Origin of the sequence: Streptomyces sp. NPDC085596, from assembly GCF_044541565.1 — a bacterium.
In the GTDB taxonomy this organism is placed as follows: domain Bacteria; phylum Actinomycetota; class Actinomycetes; order Streptomycetales; family Streptomycetaceae; genus Streptomyces.
In genome coordinates, this window is the sequence record NZ_JBITTC010000003.1 from 64,393 (window position 1) to 82,138 (window position 17,746).

Sequence of the window (17,746 nt, forward strand, 5' to 3'; positions counted from 1 at the left end):
GGCGTTCAGCCGACGCGGCGCCGCCTGGCCAGCCAGGTCTGGGCGACGACGACCAGGACGAGGAACGCCCCGCTGACCACCTGCTGGTAGGCGGAGTCGAGGGAGCCGATCTGGTTGATGACGTTCTGGATGACCTTCAGCAGCAGCACGCCGACGAGGGAGCCGCTGACGTAGCCGAGGCCGCCGGTGAGCAGGGTGCCGCCGATGACGACGGCGGCGATGGCGTCCAGCTCCATGCCGTAGCCGAGGATGGTGACGCCGGAGGCGAGGTAGGCGGCGTTCAGCGCCCCGGCGAGGCCGGCCAGCAGCCCGGACAGGGTGTAGACGCTGATCTTGGTGCGGGCGACGGGGGCGCCCATCAGCGCCGCCGCCTGTTCGTTGCCGCCGACGGCGTACACCCGCTGCCCGAACCGGGTGCTGCGCAGCAGCACGGCGCCGCCCAGGAACAGAACCGCCGTGATCCAGACGGGAGTTCCGATGCCGAGCAGCTTGCCCTGGCCGAGGGAGGCGAAGACGGAGTCCGGGTCGACGAGGAAGGTGTCGGCGCCCTCGTCGGTGATGGCGAGCATGAGCCCGCGGGCGGCGAGCATCGAGGCGAGGGTGACGATGAACGGCGCGAGGCCGGTGCGGGCCACCAGCAGTCCGTTGACGAGGCCGATCGCGGCGCACACGGTGAGCGGCAGCAGCAGGGCGACGACCGTGCCGTACTGGGAGCCCCAGGCGGCGAGGACACCGCCGAGGACGAAGACGGAGCCCACGGAGAGGTCGATGCCGCCGCTGACGATGACGAAGGTCATGCCGAGGGCGACGGTGGCGAGGAACGACGAGGAGACCGCGATGTTGCCCAGGTTGTCGCCGGTGGCGAAGGTGTCGAAGGACAGCGAGGCCACCGCGGCGAGGATGACGAGGGCCACGAGGGCGCCGTGCCGCTGGGCGAGGGCGGCCACCCGGTCACCGCGCCGGGCGGTGTCACCGGGGGCGGGCGCGGTCCGTCCGGCGGCCGTGGGGTGTTCCTTGGTGCTGGTCATCACCGCTTGCCCCTCTCCCGTGCCGCGTACACCGCGAGCACGATCACCACGGCCTGGGCGATCTGGGTCCAGGACGAGGGCAGGTCGTGTTTGATGAGGGTGGCCGTCAGGAGCTGGATGAGGACGGCGCCGGCCACCGTGCCGCCGATGCGTACGCGTCCGCCGGTGAGCGGGGTACCGCCGACGACCACGGCGGTGATGGCGGACAGTTCCATGAGGTTGCCCAGTGAGCTGGGGTCGCTGGCCTGGAGCCGGGCCGTGGCGAGGAACCCGGCGACGGCGGCGAGGACGCCCGAGCAGACGTAGACCGTGATCAGGACCCGGTGCACCGGGAGGCCGGCGAGCTGGGCGGCGGGGCGGCTGTCGCCGATGGCGAGGAGCCGGCGCCCGAAGGTGGTGCGGCGCACGACGAAGCCGACGATCAGGGCGAGCGCGGCCGCGATCAGCGCGAGGTAGGGGATGCCGGCCACGCCGCCGGAGCCGAGCGTGGCCATGGCGGGGTCGCGCACGTCCTTGAGCTGGGGCAGCAGCACCAGGGCGATGCCGCGGCCGCCGACCATGAGCGCGAGGGTGGCGACGATCGGCTGGACGCCGACGAACGCGATGAGCGAGCCGTTGGCCAGGCCGATGACGGCGCCGCCGACCAGGGCGGCCACCAGGGCGAACCAGGGTCCGTAGCCGAGGTAGAGGGAGGTGACGGAGGTGGCCAGGGCCATCACGGCGCCGACGGAGAGGTCGATGCCCTCGGTGCCGATGGCCAGCGCCATGCCGAGGGCGACGATCAGCACCGGGGAGACCTGGACGGCCTGGGTGCGGAAGTTCTCGCCGGAGACGAAGTGGTCGGTGAAGACCACGTTGAAGAGCAGCAGGACGGCGAGGCCGAGGTAGACGCCGTAGTTCTGGAGCCAGCCGACGACGCTCCGGTCGGGCAGCGCCTTGGTGTCCAGGGCGAGTTCAGTCATGGCGGGGCGCCTCCTCCTCGGCGGCCTCGGCGATGGCCCGCAGGAGCTGGTCGGCGCCGACCTCGTCCCCGGTCAGCTCGCCGACGACCGAGCCGTCCCGGAGCACCACCACCCGGTCGGACCCTTCGATGAGTTCCTCCACGTCGGAGGAGATCAGCAGCACGCCGAGGCCGTTCCCGGCGAGTTCGTCGATGAGTTTCTGCACCTCGGCCTTGGCGCCGATGTCGATGCCGCGCGTCGGCTCGTCCAGCAGCAGCACCTTGGGGTGCATGGCCAGCCAGCGGGCCAGCAGCACCTTCTGCTGGTTGCCGCCGGAGAGTTCGCCGACCTTCTGATGGGGGCTCGCGGCCTTGATCCGCAGCCGTTTCATGAAGGTGTCGACGACAGCGTCGACGCGGGCCTCGGAGACGAGCCCGAAGCGGGACATGCGGGGCAGCGCGGCCAGGGCGATGTTCTCGCGGACGGACAGGCCCGGCACGATCCCCTCGGACTTGCGGTCCTCGGGCAGCAGGCTGATCCCGGCCCGGATCGCGGCCGCCGCCGATCCGGTGCGTACGCGCTTCCCGTCCACGGTGACCTCGCCGGCGCCGAGCGGGAGGGCGCCCGCGATGGCCTTGGCGGTCTCGGTGCGCCCGGAGCCGAGCAGTCCGCCGAGGCCGACGACCTCGCCGGGGCGGATGTCCAGTGAGACGTCGTGCAGCTGGTGGCGTCGGGTCAGGTTACGCGCGCTCAGCACGGGTTGGGACCCGGCGTCATGGCTGCCCGCGAACTTGGTGACGCCCTCGGCGCGGACCTCGCTGGTCTCGCGGCCCAGCATCAGGGAGACAAGCTGGAGGCGGCCGGTCTCGGCGAGCGGGCCGGTGTGCACCAGGCGGCCGTCGCGCAGCACGGTGACCGTGTCGCAGATGGCGTACAGCTCGTCCATGCGGTGGCTGACGTACAGCACGGCGATGCCCTGTTCGCGCAGGCGCCGGATGACCCCGAACAGGGTCTCCACCTCGCGGGGTTCGAGCGAGGAGGTGGGTTCGTCCATGACGACCACGCGGGCGTCGACCGAGACGGCGCGGGCGAGGGCGACCATCTGCTGGGCGCCGACGCCGAGTTCGCTCAAGGGGCGGCGTACGTCGACGTGGACGCCGTACTCGGCCATGGTCTCCCGCGCCTCGCGGTGCATACGGGCGAAGTCGATCAGGCCGAGGCGGGTGCGGGGCTCGCGGCCGAGGAAGAGGTTGCGGGCCACGCTCATCAGGGGGATGAGGTTGACCTCCTGGTAGATCGTGGAGATCCCGGCGTGCTGCGCGGCGAGCGGGGTCGGGAAGGCCACCGGCGCGCCCTGGTGGCGCAGTTCGCCCTCGTCGGGGCGGTACACACCGGTGAGGACCTTGATCAGGGTGGACTTGCCCGCGCCGTTCTCGCCGACCAGGGCGTGGGTCTGGCCCGCCCGCAGGGTGAACGTCACGTCGTCCAGGGCCAGGACACCGGGGAAGCGCTTGGTCAGGCCGGTGACGGCGAGGACTTCGTCGGGTGGTGCGGTCACGGCTGCTCTCCATGGGGTCATGGGCGACGTGCCTGCTCGGGGCGCCGAAAGCCTTAGGAGGACTCTCGGCGCCCGGTCGAAGTGGGCGGTCAGTACGCCTTGTTCAGGTCGGCCTTGGCGTTGGCGCCGGTGTACTGGCTGTCCTGGATGACGATGTCCTCGCCGACCGGCTTGCCCTGGGTGAAGGAGTCCAGGGTGGCGAAGGCGAGCGGCCCGAAGCGCGGGTTGGACTCGATGACGGCGCTGATCCAGCCGTCCGCGATGCCCTGCACGGCGTTGCGGGTGCCGTCGATGGTCACGATCTTCACGGCGCCGGGCTTCTTGCCCGCGCCCTTGAGGGCGTTGACGGCGCCGAGGCCCATCTCGTCGTTCTCGGCGTAGATCGCCTTGATGCCGGGCTTGGACTGGATGAGCTGCTCGGTGACCGACTGGCCCTTCTCGCGGGTGAACTCGCCGGTCTGCTTGAAGACGACCTTGAGTCCGGGGGCCTTGGCCTTGACGCGGTCCTCGAAGCCCTTGGTCCGCTCGGTGGTGACGTTGTTGCCGGCCGCGCCGAGCAGGATGGCGATCTCGCCCTTGCCGCCGGTCGCCTCGATCAGCTGGTCGGCCGCGCGGCGCCCCTGGGCCACGAAGTCGGAGCCGATGAAGCTCACGTAGTCCTTGCAGGGGGCCGCGTTGATCTGCCGGTCGATGGTGATGATCGGGATCTTCTTGGCCTGGGCGGAGCGGAGCACCGGCTCCCAGCCGTCGGAGTTCAGCGGGGCGATCACCAGGAGCCCCGCGCCCTTGGCGATGAGGTCCTGCACATCGCTGATCTGCTTGGAGAACTGCGACTGGGCGTTGGCGGTGAGCAGCTTGATGCCGCGCTTCTCGGCCTCGGCCTTGATGGAGGCGGTCTCCGCGATGCGGAACGGGTTGGCCTCCTTCTCGGACTGGGAGAAGCCGACGACGGCGTTCTTCAGGTCGAGCTTGTCGGCGCCGTAGTCGCCGATGGCGCAGGTCTTGCCGCCGCCGCTCTCGGCGACCTGCTTGCCCGCGTCGTCGCCCGCGCTGGAAGTCTGCGCCGGGGCGGAGTTGTCGCTCTCGGACTTGGTGCAGCCGGTGACGAGCGCCAGCCCGGCGACGAGCCCCATGGCGAGGATGTTTCTGGTGGTGGTGCGGGAGTGCGGCTTCATGCGGATTACCCCACTTCGGGACTGCGGAAGGCCGGTCCGGCTGTGACCAGATCAGGATGCTTTTTACATCGTTGGAAGTGCCGTGTAAACACCTCGCGCGCGACGACATCGAACCGGTATAGGCGCCAACTGGGGCCTACGGAAAGGGGTTTGTGCTGGTCAGAACGAGTGCGGGCGCCGTCCGAGGGTGCTCTCCCGCTCCACGAGGGTGAAGCCGGGCTGGAGCAGGCGCGCGGCTCGGGGGGTCTCCTGGTTCTGGTCGCCCTTGAGCCGGCCGACGACGGACTCGACGGCGAGCCGGGCGATGGCCTCCTTGTCCGGGGAGACGGTGGTCAGGGTGACGGCGGCGTACCGGGACTCGGTGATGTCGTCGAAGCCGACCACGGCGACGTCCTCGGGCACCCTCAGTCCCCGCTCGGACATCACCCGCATCGCGCCCAGCGCGACCAGGTCGTTGTAGGCGAACACCCCGTCCGGGCGCTCACCGGAGTCCAGCAGCCCGGCCATGGCGCGCGCGCCGTCCTCGTGGCCCCAGCCGGTCGTGGTGGCGACCAGCCGTTCGTCCACCACCACCCCGGAGGCGGCCAGTTCGGCCTGCCAGCCGATGAAGCGCAGGTGGGCGGGCTGGTGGGAACGGTCCTGGCGGGCGCCGAGGAAGGCGATGCGGCGCCGGCCGAGGGCGAGCAGATGGCGTACGGCGGCACGGGCGGCGGCGATGTTGTCGATGACGATGTGGTCGTAGGGCAGGTCGTAGCGGCGCTCGCCGAGCAGGACCAGCGGCGCGTCGTCGCGGCGGGCGGCCAGGTCCTCGGTCTCCAGCTCCAGCGGGCTGAGGATCAGGCCGTCCATGACCCTGGCGCGGAAGCCCTGACAGACCAGGATCTCCTGTTCGCGCCGGCCCTGGGTGTGGTCGAGCAGGACGGTGTACTCGTGCTGGGCGGCGGCGTCGATGACGGCGCCGGCGAGTTCCGCGAAGTAGGAGTTGCCGAGTTCGGGCACGGCCAGGCCGATGATCCCGGTGCGGCCCTTGCGGAGGTGACGGGCGGTCAGATTCGGCCGGTAGCCCAGCTCGTCGATGGCCGACTGGACGCGGGCCCGCATGGCCGGGGTGACGTGCGGATAGTCGTTGACCACGTTCGAGACGGTCTTCACGGAGACCCCCGCACGTTCGGCCACGTCCTTCAGACTCACGTGCATCCTCAGTCCTCCCACGTCTCGTGTCAGACACCTGGACAGAGCACAGGAGGCGTGTTCTCATGCCAACTGCCCTTGTTTCCAACGTTATACAAGATGTGCTGGAGCACGGGCAGAGCACGCACCCGCAACTCCGTTCCCCCCGGAGGTACTCGTGCCACCATCCTCTCGCCGCAGGTCCCGCCCGCACCGCTGGCTGGCCTCCGCGTTCACCGCTCTGACGCTCGTGGTCTCCGGGGCCGCCGCCTCCCAGGCAGCCCCGGCGGCCCCGGAGTCCCCGAAGGCCGACGGCCCGGCCGAGGCTCACGGTCTCAAGGGTGAGTACTACACCCAGTCCGCGTCCGGAGCCTTCGACTTCGCCACGCTGAAGGCGACCGCCTTCGACCCTTCGCTCGACTTCGCCGACCTCGAACCGCGCCTGAAGGCCCGCGCCGGGCAGCAGGACGACGTGAGCGTGCGCTGGACCGGCCGGCTCACCCCGGCCACCACCGGCGCGCACACCTTCTCCATCACCGGGGACAACGGTTTCCGGCTGTGGATCGACGGCAAGTCCGTCATCGACCACTGGGTGGACGACTGGGACCGCGAGCAGAACTCGGCGCCCGTCACCCTGGAGGCGGGGCACGCCTACGACATCAAGGTGGAGTACTTCGAGCACTACGGAGGCTCCAACCTGCATGTGCGCTGGACACCGCCCGGCGGTGCCAAGGGGGCGATCCCGCAGTCGGCGTTCAGTCTGCCGGACGGGTTCACCTACAACGGCCCGCAGGACTCGGCGATCCAGCCGGACGGCAAGACCCTGGTGCTGGACTTCGCCCAGCCGCTGGCCGCTCCCCCGGCCGGGTTCGACGAGCACCTCGACATCGATGTCGGCGGCTCCGCCTGGCCGCGCGGCACCGCACATCTGGACCCGTCCGACCCCAGCAAGCTCGTCGTCCCGCTGAAGGAACCGGTGGTCGGCGGCCACGGCGGCTACGCGGACCTGCGCTACGACGGCAAGGGCGGCCTGACCGGCACCGACGGCGCGACGGTCGCCGACTTCTGGAGCACGGGCAGCAACCACTCCACGTACCAGCTGCGCACCCCCTGGGCCGACAAGGTGAGCCCCACCAACGCCCATCCCGAGTACCCGCGGCCCCAGTTGACCCGCGACAAGTGGAAGAACCTCAACGGCACCTGGGAGTTCGCGGGCGCCAAGGCGGACGAGCAGCCGCCCACCGGCAAGAAGCTGGGCGAGAAGATCCTGGTGCCCTACCCCGTCGAGTCCCAGCTGTCGGGGATCGAACGGCACGAGGACCGCATGTGGTACAAGCGGACCTTCACCGTGCCCGCCGACTGGCAGGTGCACGGCACACGCCGGCTCCAGCTCAACTTCGACGCGGTGGACTGGCAGGCCGTGGTGTACGTCAACGGCCGCAAGGTCGGCGAGCACAAGGGTGGTTACGACCGGTTCAGCCTGGACGTCACCGATGCGCTGAAGAAGAGCGGCGGCCTCCAGGAACTGATCGTCGGCGTCTACGACCCGACCGACTCGGCGAACGGCGAGAACCCGCCGATCGGCAAGCAGCGGCTGGACCCGAGCGGTATCTGGTACACGCCCAGCTCCGGCATCTGGCAGACGGTGTGGATGGAGCCGGTTGGCCGGGACCGCGCCGAGGACGTGAAGACCACCCCCGATCTGGCGAACCGCTCGGTGTCGGTGAGCGTGCGCGGGGTGCGGGACGGCGTGCCGGTCACGGCCGTCGCCTACGACGGCGGCCGCGAGGTCGGCCGGGCGAGTGGCACCGGCGGCAACGCCTTCTCCGTCCCCGTCCCCCGCCCGCACCTGTGGACCCCGGACGACCCGCACCTGTACCAGCTGAAGGTCACCGTCGGCCGGGGCGCGAACGCCGACCACGTGGGCAGCTACTTCGGTATGCGCTCGGTCGAGGTCAAGACGGTGAACGGCAAGCAGCGCACCCTGCTCAACGGCAAGCCGGTGTTCCTGATGGCCACCCTCGACCAGGGCTTCTGGCCGGACGGCCTGCACACCGCCCCCACCGACGAGGCACTCGCCTACGACCTGAAGGTGCACAAGCAGCTGGGCTACAACTCGGTGCGCAAGCACATCAAGGTGGAGCCCGACCGCTGGTACTACTGGGCGGACAAGCTGGGCCTCATGGTCTGGCAGGACATGCCGGCGATGAACACGGTCAACCCGTCGGCGGCGGCCCGTACCGAGTACGAGCACGAGCTGAAGGAGATGATCCTCCAGCATGACAGCCACCCGTCGGTGGTCATGTGGGTCACCTTCAACGAGGGCTGGGGACAGTACGACCAGGCGCGGATCGCGGACTACGCCAAGTCCCTCGACCCGACCCGGCTGGTCAACAACATGAGCGGCCTGAACTGCTGCGGCGCGGTGGACGGCGGCAACGGCGACATCGCCGACGCCCACGGCTATCCCAGCCCCCAGGTCCCGCAGGCGGACGGCCGCAGGGCGCTGGTCAGCGGCGAGTACGGCGGCCTCGGTCTGGGTGTGCCCGGACACGCCTTCCCGGTCCAGATGACCTATGTGGGCGTCACCCCGGAGACGTACACCGACGTCTACCTCGACCGGCTGAAGGAGGTCGAGCAGCTCGCGGCCTGCAAGGGCAGCAACGGCGCCGTGTACACCCAGATCACGGACGTCGAGGGCGAGTTGAACGGCCTGCTCACCTATGACCGCAAGGTGCTCAAGGCCGACACCGAGCGGCTGCACACCGCGCACGAGGCGCTGATCAAGGGCGCCGAGAACGGCACGCTCACCTGCGCCTCCTGAAGCACCTGAAGCACCTGAAGCACCGCGTCGGCCCGCCCCGCTTTTGTGGGGCGGGCCGCGCACCCCCATGCCGGACTCACCCCCAGGAGCGCCCGCATGTCCCTCGACCGACGTCACTTCCTGGCCGGCGGCGCGCTGGCGCTGGGTTCGGCCGCGCTGTCCGGCCCCCTGGCGTATGCCGCCCCGGCCACCGGCCGCGCCGCCCGCGCGCTGGCCCCGGCCGCCTTCACCCGGCTCCCGCCGGGCAGCATCACCGCGCGAGGCTGGCTGGCCGGCCAACTCCGCCTTCAACTGGACGGATTGTGCGGACGCTACGACCAGCGCTCGCACTTCCTGGACTTCGACGCCTCCGGCTGGGTGCACCCCGAGAAGCCCGGCTGGGAGGAACTGCCCTACTGGCTAAGGGGTTTCGTCCCGCTCGCCATTGCCACCGGTGACGCCGACGCGCTGGCCAGAGCCCGCCGCTGGATCGACGCGGTGCTGGCCACCCAGGAGTCCGACGGCTTCTTCGGCCCGCGCGGCTTGCGCACCTCGCTGGACGGCGGCCCCGACTTCTGGCCGTTCCTGCCGCTGCTGATGGCGCTGCGCACCTGGCAGGAGTACGCGGGCGACCAGCGGATCATCCCCTTCCTGACCCGCTTCCTGACCTTCATGAACGCCCAGGGCAAGGGCGCTTTCGACCACAGCTGGATCGCCACCCGCTGGGGCGACGGTCTCGACATCGCGCTGTGGCTGCACGACCGTACCGGCGACGCCTTCCTGCTGGACCTGGCCGACAAGATGCACACGTGGGGCGCCGACTGGACGGGCCCGCTGCCCTCCCCGCACAACGTCAACATCGCCCAGGGCTTCCGCGAGCCCGCCCAGTACGCGCGGCGTTCCGGCTCGGCCGCGGACACCGGCGCCACGTATCGCACGTACGACCAAGTGCTGGGCGTCTACGGGCAGTTCCCCGGTGGCGGGTTCGCCGGGGACGAGAACCTGCGGCCCGGTTTCGGTGATCCACGGCAGGGGTTCGAGACGTGCGGGATCGTCGAGTTCATGGCCAGCCACGAGCTGCTCACCCGGGTCACCGGGGACCCGGTGTGGGCGGACCGCTGCGAGGAGCTGGCGTTCAACATGCTGCCCGCCGCGCTCGATCCCCAGGGCCGGGCGGTGCACTACGTCACCAGCGCCAACAGCGTGGACCTGGACAACGCGGTGAAAACGCAGGGGCAGTTCCAGAACGGCTTCGCCATGCAGTCGTTCCAGCCTGGCGTCGACCAGTACCGGTGCTGTCCGCACAACTACGGCATGGGCTGGCCCTGTTTCACCGAGGAACTGTGGCTCACCACCCCCGACCAGGGTCTGGCGGCGGCCCTCTACGCGCCCTGCCGGGTGACGGCCACCGTGGCCGGGGGCACACGGGTCACCCTCACCGAGGAGACCGACTACCCCTTCGGCGAGACGGTCCGGCTCACCCTGTCGGCGCCCCGAGCGGTCCGCTTCCCGCTGCGGCTGCGGGTGCCGGGCTGGTGCACGGACCCGGTGCTGACGGTGAACGGCCAGGCGGTGGCCACCAGGCCGGGCCCCACGTTCGTCACCGTGGACCGCACCTGGGCGGACGGCGACGTGGTCGCCCTGAAGCTCCCCCAGCGCACCACCGTGCGCACCTGGGCGGGTAACCGGGACGCGGTCAGCGTGGCGCACGGCCCGCTGACGTACGCGCTGCGGATCGGCGAGCGGTACGTCCGCTACGCGGGCGACGACACCTTCCCCGAGTACGAGGTGCACGCCACCACCCCCTGGAACTACGGGCTGGTGCCGGGCGCGGTACCCGAGTTCCTCCGGGCGGCAGGGGCGGTCCCGGCCAATCCGTTCACCCTGGAGGGCACGCCCGTACGGATGACGGCGAGGGCCCGTCGTATCCCCGAGTGGGTCGCGGACGACGAGCACGTGGTCGCGCCGCTCCAGCAGAGCCCGGCCCGGTCCGGCTCCGCGGTCGAGACGGTCACGCTCGTACCGATGGGGGCGGCACGGCTGCGGATCAGCAGCTTCCCGACCGCCGCGCCGGACGGCCGCCCGTGGACCCCGGAGCCGCCGTTCCGGCGGGTGCGGAACAAGCACAGCGGCAAGGTGCTCGCCGTGGACAACATGTCCACGGCCAACAGCGCCCGAGTGGTGCAGTACGACGACACGCCGACCGGCGACCACGCCTGGCAGTTGCTCGACCGGGGGGACGGCTGGTTCCTGGTCCGCAACGGTCACAGCGGCAAGGTGCTGGGCGTGGACGGCATGTCGACGGCCGACAGCGCCCTGGTCGTCCAGTACGAGGACAACGGCACCGACGACCATCTGTGGCGGCGCCTGGACAGCGGTGACGGCTGGTTCCGGCTCCAGAACAAGCACAGCGGCAAGGTGCTCGGCGTGGACCGCATGTCCACGGCGAACAGCGCGCAGGTCGTGCAGTTCGCGGACAACGGCACCGACGACCATCTGTGGCGGATCGGGTAGCCGCGGGAGTCGTCCTGGTCAGCTGGGCCGGGACGACTCCAGCAGGTCGCACTCGATGAAGGACGGCGGGCTGGTGCACAGGGCCGCCATGCGCTCGGCGAAGGCGCGGGCCTCGGGGTCCCGGCGGCTGCGGCCGGCCGCCTCGAGGGAGGCGAACTCCAGCACCTCGTAGTAGCGGTCGTCCTGGTTCTTGTCCTTGAGGACGGCCTGGTAGGTGGGGCCGTGTTCCATGCCCCCGAAACGCCTGTCGATGTCCATCGCCAGGGTGCGCATCTCGTCGATGCGGTCGGTCTCGAAGGCGATGATCTGCACGAACTTCTCGGCCACGGTTCCTCCAGCCGGCAAGGGCGCCGCCACCGGGACGGGGACGGCTCAGCACCCAACGAAACACGGCGGGCGACGGTCGGCAATTCGTCGCGGGGCGTTCGCCGCACGGCGCGCGCGGCCGCGCATGGGTGTCGGACCCCTCCCGATATGGGGGCCGGCACCGATGGTGGCCCGGCGCGGACGCGTGCGAAGGTGTCATGACCCCCGCGACCCGAACCGAGACCGTCGACGGCACGGGGCCTCACGCCCGGAACCGCTCCGGGGATCAGGCCCTTCGCGCGTCCGCAAGGAAGGCGAAGGTGGCCCGTGGGACATGCCGACACCCTGCTCGCCATGGGCGGCGCCTTCCTGGCCGCCGCCCTCCTCGCCCGCCTCGGCGCCCGGATCGGGGTGCCGACGATCCCGCTGTTCATGCTGGCCGGTCTGCTGCTCGGCCCGCACACCCCCGGTCTGGTGCTGGTGTCGGACCCGCACGACTTCGAGATGCTGTCCGCGCTCGGGCTCGTGCTGCTGCTGTTCTATCTGGGTCTGGAGTTCAAGCTGGACGACCTCCAGCGCGGCGGCAGACGCCTGCTGACGGCGGGCGGGATCTATCTGCTGCTCAATGTCGGCGCGGGCCTGGGTTTCGGGTTCGCCCTGGACTGGGGTGCGCGGGAGGCGCTGGTACTGGCCGGTGTCCTCGGCATCTCCTCCTCCGCGATCGTCACCAAGATCCTCATCGACCTGGGCCGGATCAGCCGTCCGGAGACCCGGCTGATCCTCGGGGTGATCGTGGTGGAGGACCTGTTCCTCGCGCTGTACCTCGCCGCGCTCCAGCCGGTGATCGGGGGTGCGGAGGGGGTCGGGGAGACGGTGTTGCAGGCGGCGAAGGCGTTCGGGTTCCTGCTGGTGCTGGCCGCGTTCGCCCGGTTCGGCACCCGGCTGGTGGGCCGGCTGATCCAGGTCCGCGACAACGAGCTGCTGGTGATCAGTTTCCTGGGCGCGGCGGTGCTGGTGGCCGGGGTGTCGGAGCTGCTGGGCGTGGCGGACGCGATCGGCGCGTTCATGGTGGGTCTGATCCTGGCGGGTACGTCGTCCGGGCCGCGTATCCGGAAGCTGGTGCATCCGCTGCGGGACGCGTTCGCGGCGATCTTCTTCTTCGCGTTCGGGCTGGCGCTGGACCCGGCCCGGCTGGCGTCGGTGGCGGGTCCGGTGGCCGCGGCGGCGGGGCTGACCATCGTGATGAACGTGATCGCCGGTCTGCTGGTGGCCCGCACCTACGGGTACGGCCCCGAGCCGGCCGCCGAGATCGCCACGACGCTGGTGGCGCGTGGGGAGTTCGCGCTGGTCCTGGGCGCGATGGCGGCTAGCGCGGGGCTGGACGGCCGGCTCGCCTCGTTCATCGCCGGGTATGTGCTGGTGCTGGCGATCCTCGGCCCGGTCATCGCCAAACGGGCGGATCTGCTGGCCCGGGCGATGAGGGCGGTGCGCCCGCCTCCCCGGCCCCGCTCCCCCGCGCCTGCCGAGGAGGCTCCGGTGCCCGCGGAGGTCGATCGGTAAGGGGCACGCTCAGGGTTCGATGAGCCCCACCCTGATGGCGTACCGGGTGAGTTCGAGGCGGTCCTTCAGACCGAGTTTCTGCAGGAGGTTGGCCCGGTGGCGTTCGACCGTCTTGGGGCTGATGACGAGGATGTCGGCGATCTGCTGCGAGGTGTGGCCCTCGGCGACCAGTTTGAGGATCTCCTCCTCGCGGCCGGTGATGACCCGGGAGGGCAGCGCGCGGCCGTCACGGACGCGGTCGAGGTAGTCGCGGATGAGGGCGTTGACGGCGCCCGGGTAGAGGAAGGGCTCGCCGCGCATGGTGGCGCGGCAGGCTTCGACGAGGTCGCGGTCGGCGACGGACTTCAGGACGTAGCCGGAGGCTCCGGCGGCCAGGGCCTCGAAGAAGAACTGCTCGTTGTCGTACATCGTCAGGATGAGGACGCGGGTCTCCGGCTGGGTGCGGGACAGCTCGCGGGCGGCCTGGAGTCCGGTGAGGCGGGGCATGGCGATGTCGAGGACGGCCAGGTCGGGGCGGTGGGCGCGGGCCAGAGCCAGCGCCTCGGCGCCGTCGTCGGCCTCGGCGACCACGGTGAGGTCGGGTTCGCCCTCGAGGATGAGCCGGACTCCGCGCCGGACGAGGGCGTGGTCGTCGGCGAGGAGGATGCGGGCGGGGGCCGGGTCGGTCATGGTCGGCGGCTCCGGACGGGGACGATGAGGCGGATCTCGGTGCCGCCCTCGGGGCGGGGGCGCACGGTGAGGTGGGCGCCGACGAGCAGGGCGCGTTCGCGCATGCCCCGCAGGCCCGAGCCCTCGGGGGCGCCGCCGATGCCCCGGCCGTCGTCGGCGACCCGGAGTTCGACACCGGCCGGGGTACGGGCGAGGGCGAGTTCGGCGTGCCGGGCGTGGGCGTGGCGGGCGATGTTGGTGAGTCCTTCCTGGGCGACGCGGTAGAGGACGAGTTCGGTCTCGTGGCCGAGCGGGGGCAGGTCGTTGCTCAGCCGGTGGCGGACGGTGAGGCCGGGACCGGAGAACTCGGCGGTGAGGGCTTTGAGGGCGCTGAGCAGGCCGAGTTCGTCGAGGACGCCGGGGCGCAGGCGGCGGGCGATGCGGCGGACCTCGTCGAGTCCGGCGCGGGTGGTCTCCTGCACCTGGTGGAGTTCCGCGCGCAGGTCGGGCGGGGCCTGGCCGGCGACGCGGCCCAGTTCGAGGAGGACGGCGGTGAGGGTCTGGCCGACCTCGTCGTGGAGTTCCTGGGCGACGCGGTGGCGTTCGGCCTCCTGGGCGGAGAGGGCGCGGGCGCTGCTGGTGGCGCGTTCCTGCTCCAGGCGGTCGAGCATGGCGTTGAAGACGGTGATCAGCTCGGCGATCTCGCCGTGTCCGCCGACCGGCGGGCGTACGCCGGGCCGCAGCAGGTCGGCGGTGGTCATGGCGCGGCTGAGCCGGTGCAGCGGGGCGAGGTTGACGCGGAGCAGCACGGCGTTGGCGACGAGCATGGCGGCGAGGCCCACGGTGAGGATCGCGGCCTCGGTGAGCAGGACCGGGGTGGAGACGGTGACGGGGCCGAGCAGCAGGGCGGCGGCCGCGACCAGGACCACGGCGTTGAGCAGGAAGATCCGCCAGAACAGGGGCACCGCGCCTCACCTCCTGGCGCCGGGTCTCGGTCGGGCCCGTCAGCTACAGCCTGTGCGGGGAGCGGTCGGGGCGCCATCCGTGTGGGCACCCATCCGGGTCTCCCCTACGGGTCGGAGGCCGCGCGAATGGGGGTCATACCCGATGGCGGGGGCGGCAGCGCGGCCGGGATGCTGGAAGCGAACCGGAGGGAGGCGCCCGATGCACGTGTACGAGGAGGAGACCCTGGCCGGTGTCCGGGGGCGCTTCGCCCGGAGCGGCCCGAACGACGGCCCGCGCCAGGAGCCCGCACCCCCGCCGCGCGCCGCGCCACGCCCCTTCCGTGTCCGGTGCTGGTGGCTGCTGGCGCTCGGCGGGGTGCTGCTGGCGGCGGGGATCGTGCTGCCGCACGGGCTGCTGATCGCCACGGGGCTGGTGCTCAGCGGGATCGCCGCCCAGCTGCTGGACCCGGCCCGCCCCCGCCCCCGCTCAGTCGGCCGGCGGGGACGGTTCGGCCGGCGTGCGGCTCAGCTCGGCGGTGAACTGGGCGCCGGTGAGCAGGGCGAGGTTGGTCAGCCAGAGCCAGATCAGGAAGACGACCGAGCCCGCGAGCGACCCGTAGAGCCTGCTGTAGCCGCCGAGCACGGAGGTGTAGAGCGCGAAGCCGGCCGACACCGTGATCCACAGGGCGGCGGCGAGCACTCCGCCGGGCAGGCTGTGGCTGCGTCGCCGGGCCTGTACGGGGCCGGTGCGGAAGACGATCACGATCAGGACGACGGCGAGCACGAGCAGCAGGGGCCAGCGCAGCAGGCGCCACACCCAGGCCACCGTGGCGTCGAGGCCGAAGAAGCGTCCGGCGGCCTCGGCGACGGGCCCGGTGAGCAGCAGCACCAGGGCGCTGACGACGAGCAGGCCGAGCAGGGCCAGCGCGGTCAGCACGATGCGGTGGGCCTTGCGCAGGGGCGAGCGGTGATCCTCGACGCGGTGCATGCGGTGCAGGGAGCGGCGGAAGACGGCCAGATAGCTGGAGGCGGACCAGATGGCGCTGGCGGACCCGGCGACCAGCAGTGGCCAGATCGCGGCGTCGGGGCGCAGCATGCGGCCCAGTACGTCGTGGAGTTCGCCGCCGGACTCGGCGGGGGCGTAGGCGGTGACCTGGGTGATGAACCGTTCCGCCGTGCCGGGGCTGATCAGCGCGAAGGCGATGACGGTGACGAGGAGGGCGGGCAGCACGGTCAGGATGGCGTAGTAGGTGAGGGCGGCGGCGTCGTCGGAGACGTCGTCGCGCCACATGGCGAGCGGCGTGCGGCGCAGGGCCGCGCCCCAGCCGGTGGGCCGGGGCGGTCGGGTGGCGGCGGGGGCGTGCGGTTCAGCGGACATGCGGTACCTGGTGGGGGCGGGCGCTGAGGCGCACCCGGCCGTCGACGGGACAGGGGGCGGCGGCCGATTCGGCCCGGCCGAGGAGCCGGGTGACGCCGGGCAGCACGGCGTCGGGGGTGGTGCCGGGCTGGAGCCAGAGGTGCAGCCGTACGGTGATCCGGTCGCGTCCGGCGAGGACGCGGGCCCGGCAGCGGGCGACGCCGTCGAGGGCGGCCGCGTCGCGGGCGACGGCTTCCTCCAGTGCGCGGGCGCGCACGGTGGAGCCGGGTGCGGGCAGGGTGATCAGCGGGCGTCCGCCGCCGTGGAACTGGCGGGCGCACCACAGGACGCCGAGCGCTGTGGCGGCGAGGGAGGCGGCCATCACGGTGGGCGTCCACCACCCTTGGGTCCGCAGGTCGAGGAGGCGGGCGGGGCTGAGGAAGGTGACGTCGCCGGAGGGCCCCGGCCACCAGGCGGGCATGCGGGTGCCGAGGGCCGGGTCGGCGGTCGCCAGCCAGGCCCCGGCGGCGAGCAGGGCCAGTCCGGTGACGGCGAGGACGCAGCGGTTGAGGGCGGTACGGGAGGTCTGCATCAGCTGCCCCCGGCGGGCGCCACGGCCGCCACCGGTGCCGGTGCGGTCTTGGCCGGGGGCGGCGTCCACACCGGCAGGGGGCGGACGGCGACGCGCAGCCGCAGGGGGCGGCGCAGGCCGCACTCGGCGAGGGCGCGGCGCGCGGCGTCGGTGATCTGCTCGCGGGCGGCGGCGCGGTCCCCGAAGACGAGCGCGGCGCGCACGGTGGCGCGGCGGCGCCGGACCCGTACGGCGACCGTGTCGATGCCCTCGGTCCCGGCGGCCGTGTCCCGGAGCAGGGCGGCGACGGCCGCGCGGTCCACGGCGACCCGGGTGGCCGGTGCCGGGGAGTGGGCGGTGAGCAGGCCGCGCCGGCCGGGGGTGACGGCGAGGACGATCAGCCAGACGCCGAGCAGGGCGCAGCCCAGGGCGGCCACGGTGACCGGCGGTTCGCCGGGTCCGTGCACGTACAGCCAGTGCAGGGCGCCGGTGCGCCAGGCGGCGGCCGGACGGTGCCCGGTGTGCACGAGGATCAGGTCGGTGGCGAGGGCGCCGCAGGTCAGGGTGGCGAGCAGGGTGAGCACGCCGAGGGGCAGCCTGCGCTGCGCCCACCAGCGGCGCGGGACCCGGCCGCCGGGGGCCGCCGCCCGCGCGGGCGTGTCCGGTTCGGTCATCCGGTCCGGGGTGAGCGCGGTGACACCGACGCGGGCCGTGCGCACGTCGAGGCCGGTCAATTCGGCGGTGCGGGCGGTCACATGGTCCTGGACGCGGCGGACCGTGGGCGCGAGCGGTGCCGGGTAGGGCAGGGCCACGTCGACCGCGATCTCGGCCCGGCCGCCGCGCACGGCGGCCGAGGAGCCGGTCGTCCGCGCGGCGCGGCCGGGCAGCGCCTCGGTGACGGCGCGGCCGGCGATCCGGCGGACGGCGCGGTCGGAGACCGTGGTGGTGCCGCGCCGCTCGGGGGCGGTCATCGGCGCCCCCGGTCGAAGGCGTGCCGCAGGTCCTCGGCGCGTCCGCCCCGGTCGAACCAGTACCCGACCGCGTAGCCCACCGCACCGAGCGCGGCCACGAGCAGGAACGCGCCGAAGCCGCCGAACCAGCCCGCGAACGCCAGCGCGATGCCGGCGATCAGCCCTGCCAGCGCTCTGTCCATCTCTCCGGTCCCCTTCTT

15 protein-coding genes are annotated in these 17,746 nt (G+C 72.2%); 3 read left to right on the forward strand and 12 right to left on the reverse strand.

The window, feature by feature from the left end:
* Positions 1-5 precede the first annotated feature (5 nt).
* From ACIGA3_RS10320 to ACIGA3_RS10340, 5 genes are all read right to left on the reverse strand, one after another.
* On the reverse strand, positions 6-1,028 hold the full coding sequence (locus ACIGA3_RS10320) for an ABC transporter permease (RefSeq protein ID WP_399712702.1): 1,023 nt from the start codon (positions 1,026-1,028) through the stop codon (positions 6-8).
* On the reverse strand, positions 1,028-1,990 hold the full coding sequence (locus ACIGA3_RS10325) for an ABC transporter permease (protein ID WP_399712705.1): 963 nt from the start codon (positions 1,988-1,990) through the stop codon (positions 1,028-1,030). Before ACIGA3_RS10325 ends, ACIGA3_RS10320 begins: the two co-directional genes overlap by 1 nt.
* The gene (locus tag ACIGA3_RS10330) at positions 1,983-3,548 is read right to left on the reverse strand and encodes a sugar ABC transporter ATP-binding protein (protein WP_399712708.1); all 1,566 of its coding nucleotides are present in this window, start codon (positions 3,546-3,548) and stop codon (positions 1,983-1,985) included. The genes ACIGA3_RS10325 and ACIGA3_RS10330 overlap by 8 nt, the downstream gene beginning before the upstream one ends.
* Before the next feature lie 68 nt (positions 3,549-3,616).
* A complete protein-coding gene (locus ACIGA3_RS10335) occupies positions 3,617-4,702 on the reverse strand; it encodes an ABC transporter substrate-binding protein (protein ID WP_399712710.1) in 1,086 nt (361 codons plus the stop codon).
* Between the two features lie 159 nt (positions 4,703-4,861).
* A complete protein-coding gene (locus ACIGA3_RS10340; RefSeq protein ID WP_399712712.1) occupies positions 4,862-5,899 on the reverse strand; it encodes a LacI family DNA-binding transcriptional regulator in 1,038 nt (345 codons plus the stop codon).
* Positions 5,900-6,113: 214 nt separating this feature from the next.
* On the opposite strand from ACIGA3_RS10340, the gene ACIGA3_RS10345 reads away from it, so the two are divergent.
* Both ACIGA3_RS10345 and ACIGA3_RS10350 read left to right on the forward strand, forming a co-directional pair.
* Positions 6,114-8,696, forward strand: coding sequence for a PA14 domain-containing protein (locus ACIGA3_RS10345; protein ID WP_399713968.1), 2,583 nt, complete (start codon positions 6,114-6,116; stop codon positions 8,694-8,696).
* Positions 8,697-8,792: 96 nt separating this feature from the next.
* Complete coding sequence (locus ACIGA3_RS10350) at positions 8,793-11,189, forward strand: RICIN domain-containing protein (RefSeq protein ID WP_399712714.1); 2,397 nt, start codon at positions 8,793-8,795, stop codon at positions 11,187-11,189.
* 18 nt (positions 11,190-11,207) lie between these two features.
* Here the strand turns inward: ACIGA3_RS10350 and ACIGA3_RS10355 are convergent, their stop codons facing one another.
* Positions 11,208-11,516 (reverse strand): hypothetical protein, encoded by a 309-nt coding sequence (locus tag ACIGA3_RS10355; RefSeq protein WP_399712716.1) that lies wholly within the window; start codon positions 11,514-11,516, stop codon positions 11,208-11,210.
* Between the two features lie 306 nt (positions 11,517-11,822).
* On the opposite strand from ACIGA3_RS10355, the gene ACIGA3_RS10360 reads away from it, so the two are divergent.
* A complete protein-coding gene (locus ACIGA3_RS10360) occupies positions 11,823-13,055 on the forward strand; it encodes a cation:proton antiporter (protein ID WP_399712718.1) in 1,233 nt (410 codons plus the stop codon).
* Positions 13,056-13,064: 9 nt separating this feature from the next.
* On the opposite strand, the gene ACIGA3_RS10365 is transcribed toward ACIGA3_RS10360, so the two are convergent.
* The 6 genes from ACIGA3_RS10365 to ACIGA3_RS10390 all read right to left on the reverse strand — a co-directional run bounded on the left by ACIGA3_RS10365 (position 13,065) and on the right by ACIGA3_RS10390 (position 17,728).
* The gene (locus ACIGA3_RS10365; RefSeq protein ID WP_399712721.1) at positions 13,065-13,724 is read right to left on the reverse strand and encodes a response regulator; all 660 of its coding nucleotides are present in this window, start codon (positions 13,722-13,724) and stop codon (positions 13,065-13,067) included.
* Complete coding sequence (locus ACIGA3_RS10370) at positions 13,721-14,668, reverse strand: histidine kinase (protein WP_399712724.1); 948 nt, start codon at positions 14,666-14,668, stop codon at positions 13,721-13,723. The genes ACIGA3_RS10365 and ACIGA3_RS10370 overlap by 4 nt, the downstream gene beginning before the upstream one ends.
* Positions 14,669-15,134: 466 nt before the next feature.
* The gene (locus ACIGA3_RS10375) at positions 15,135-16,025 is read right to left on the reverse strand and encodes a YihY/virulence factor BrkB family protein (protein ID WP_399712726.1); all 891 of its coding nucleotides are present in this window, start codon (positions 16,023-16,025) and stop codon (positions 15,135-15,137) included.
* The gene (locus tag ACIGA3_RS10380; RefSeq protein WP_399712728.1) at positions 16,015-16,596 is read right to left on the reverse strand and encodes a hypothetical protein; all 582 of its coding nucleotides are present in this window, start codon (positions 16,594-16,596) and stop codon (positions 16,015-16,017) included. The genes ACIGA3_RS10375 and ACIGA3_RS10380 overlap by 11 nt, the downstream gene beginning before the upstream one ends.
* Positions 16,596-17,546, reverse strand: coding sequence for a DUF6286 domain-containing protein (locus ACIGA3_RS10385; protein ID WP_399712731.1), 951 nt, complete (start codon positions 17,544-17,546; stop codon positions 16,596-16,598). The genes ACIGA3_RS10380 and ACIGA3_RS10385 overlap by 1 nt, the downstream gene beginning before the upstream one ends.
* A complete protein-coding gene (locus tag ACIGA3_RS10390; protein WP_399712734.1) occupies positions 17,543-17,728 on the reverse strand; it encodes a hypothetical protein in 186 nt (61 codons plus the stop codon). Before ACIGA3_RS10390 ends, ACIGA3_RS10385 begins: the two co-directional genes overlap by 4 nt.
* Positions 17,729-17,746: the final 18 nt, after the last annotated feature.

Coding starts and splice junctions, on each gene's coding strand:
- ACIGA3_RS10380 (WP_399712728.1), bottom strand. CDS start 16,596: ATGCAGACCTCCCGTACCGCCCTCAACCGCTGCGTCCTCGCCGTCACC.
- ACIGA3_RS10330 (WP_399712708.1), bottom strand. CDS start 3,548: ATGACCCCATGGAGAGCAGCCGTGACCGCACCACCCGACGAAGTCCTC.
- ACIGA3_RS10320 (WP_399712702.1), bottom strand. CDS start 1,028: ATGACCAGCACCAAGGAACACCCCACGGCCGCCGGACGGACCGCGCCC.
- ACIGA3_RS10375 (WP_399712726.1), bottom strand. CDS start 16,025: ATGTCCGCTGAACCGCACGCCCCCGCCGCCACCCGACCGCCCCGGCCC.
- ACIGA3_RS10350 (WP_399712714.1), top strand. CDS start 8,793: ATGTCCCTCGACCGACGTCACTTCCTGGCCGGCGGCGCGCTGGCGCTG.
- ACIGA3_RS10385 (WP_399712731.1), bottom strand. CDS start 17,546: ATGACCGCCCCCGAGCGGCGCGGCACCACCACGGTCTCCGACCGCGCC.
- ACIGA3_RS10365 (WP_399712721.1), bottom strand. CDS start 13,724: ATGACCGACCCGGCCCCCGCCCGCATCCTCCTCGCCGACGACCACGCC.
- ACIGA3_RS10390 (WP_399712734.1), bottom strand. CDS start 17,728: ATGGACAGAGCGCTGGCAGGGCTGATCGCCGGCATCGCGCTGGCGTTC.
- ACIGA3_RS10340 (WP_399712712.1), bottom strand. CDS start 5,899: ATGCACGTGAGTCTGAAGGACGTGGCCGAACGTGCGGGGGTCTCCGTG.
- ACIGA3_RS10335 (WP_399712710.1), bottom strand. CDS start 4,702: ATGAAGCCGCACTCCCGCACCACCACCAGAAACATCCTCGCCATGGGG.
- ACIGA3_RS10325 (WP_399712705.1), bottom strand. CDS start 1,990: ATGACTGAACTCGCCCTGGACACCAAGGCGCTGCCCGACCGGAGCGTC.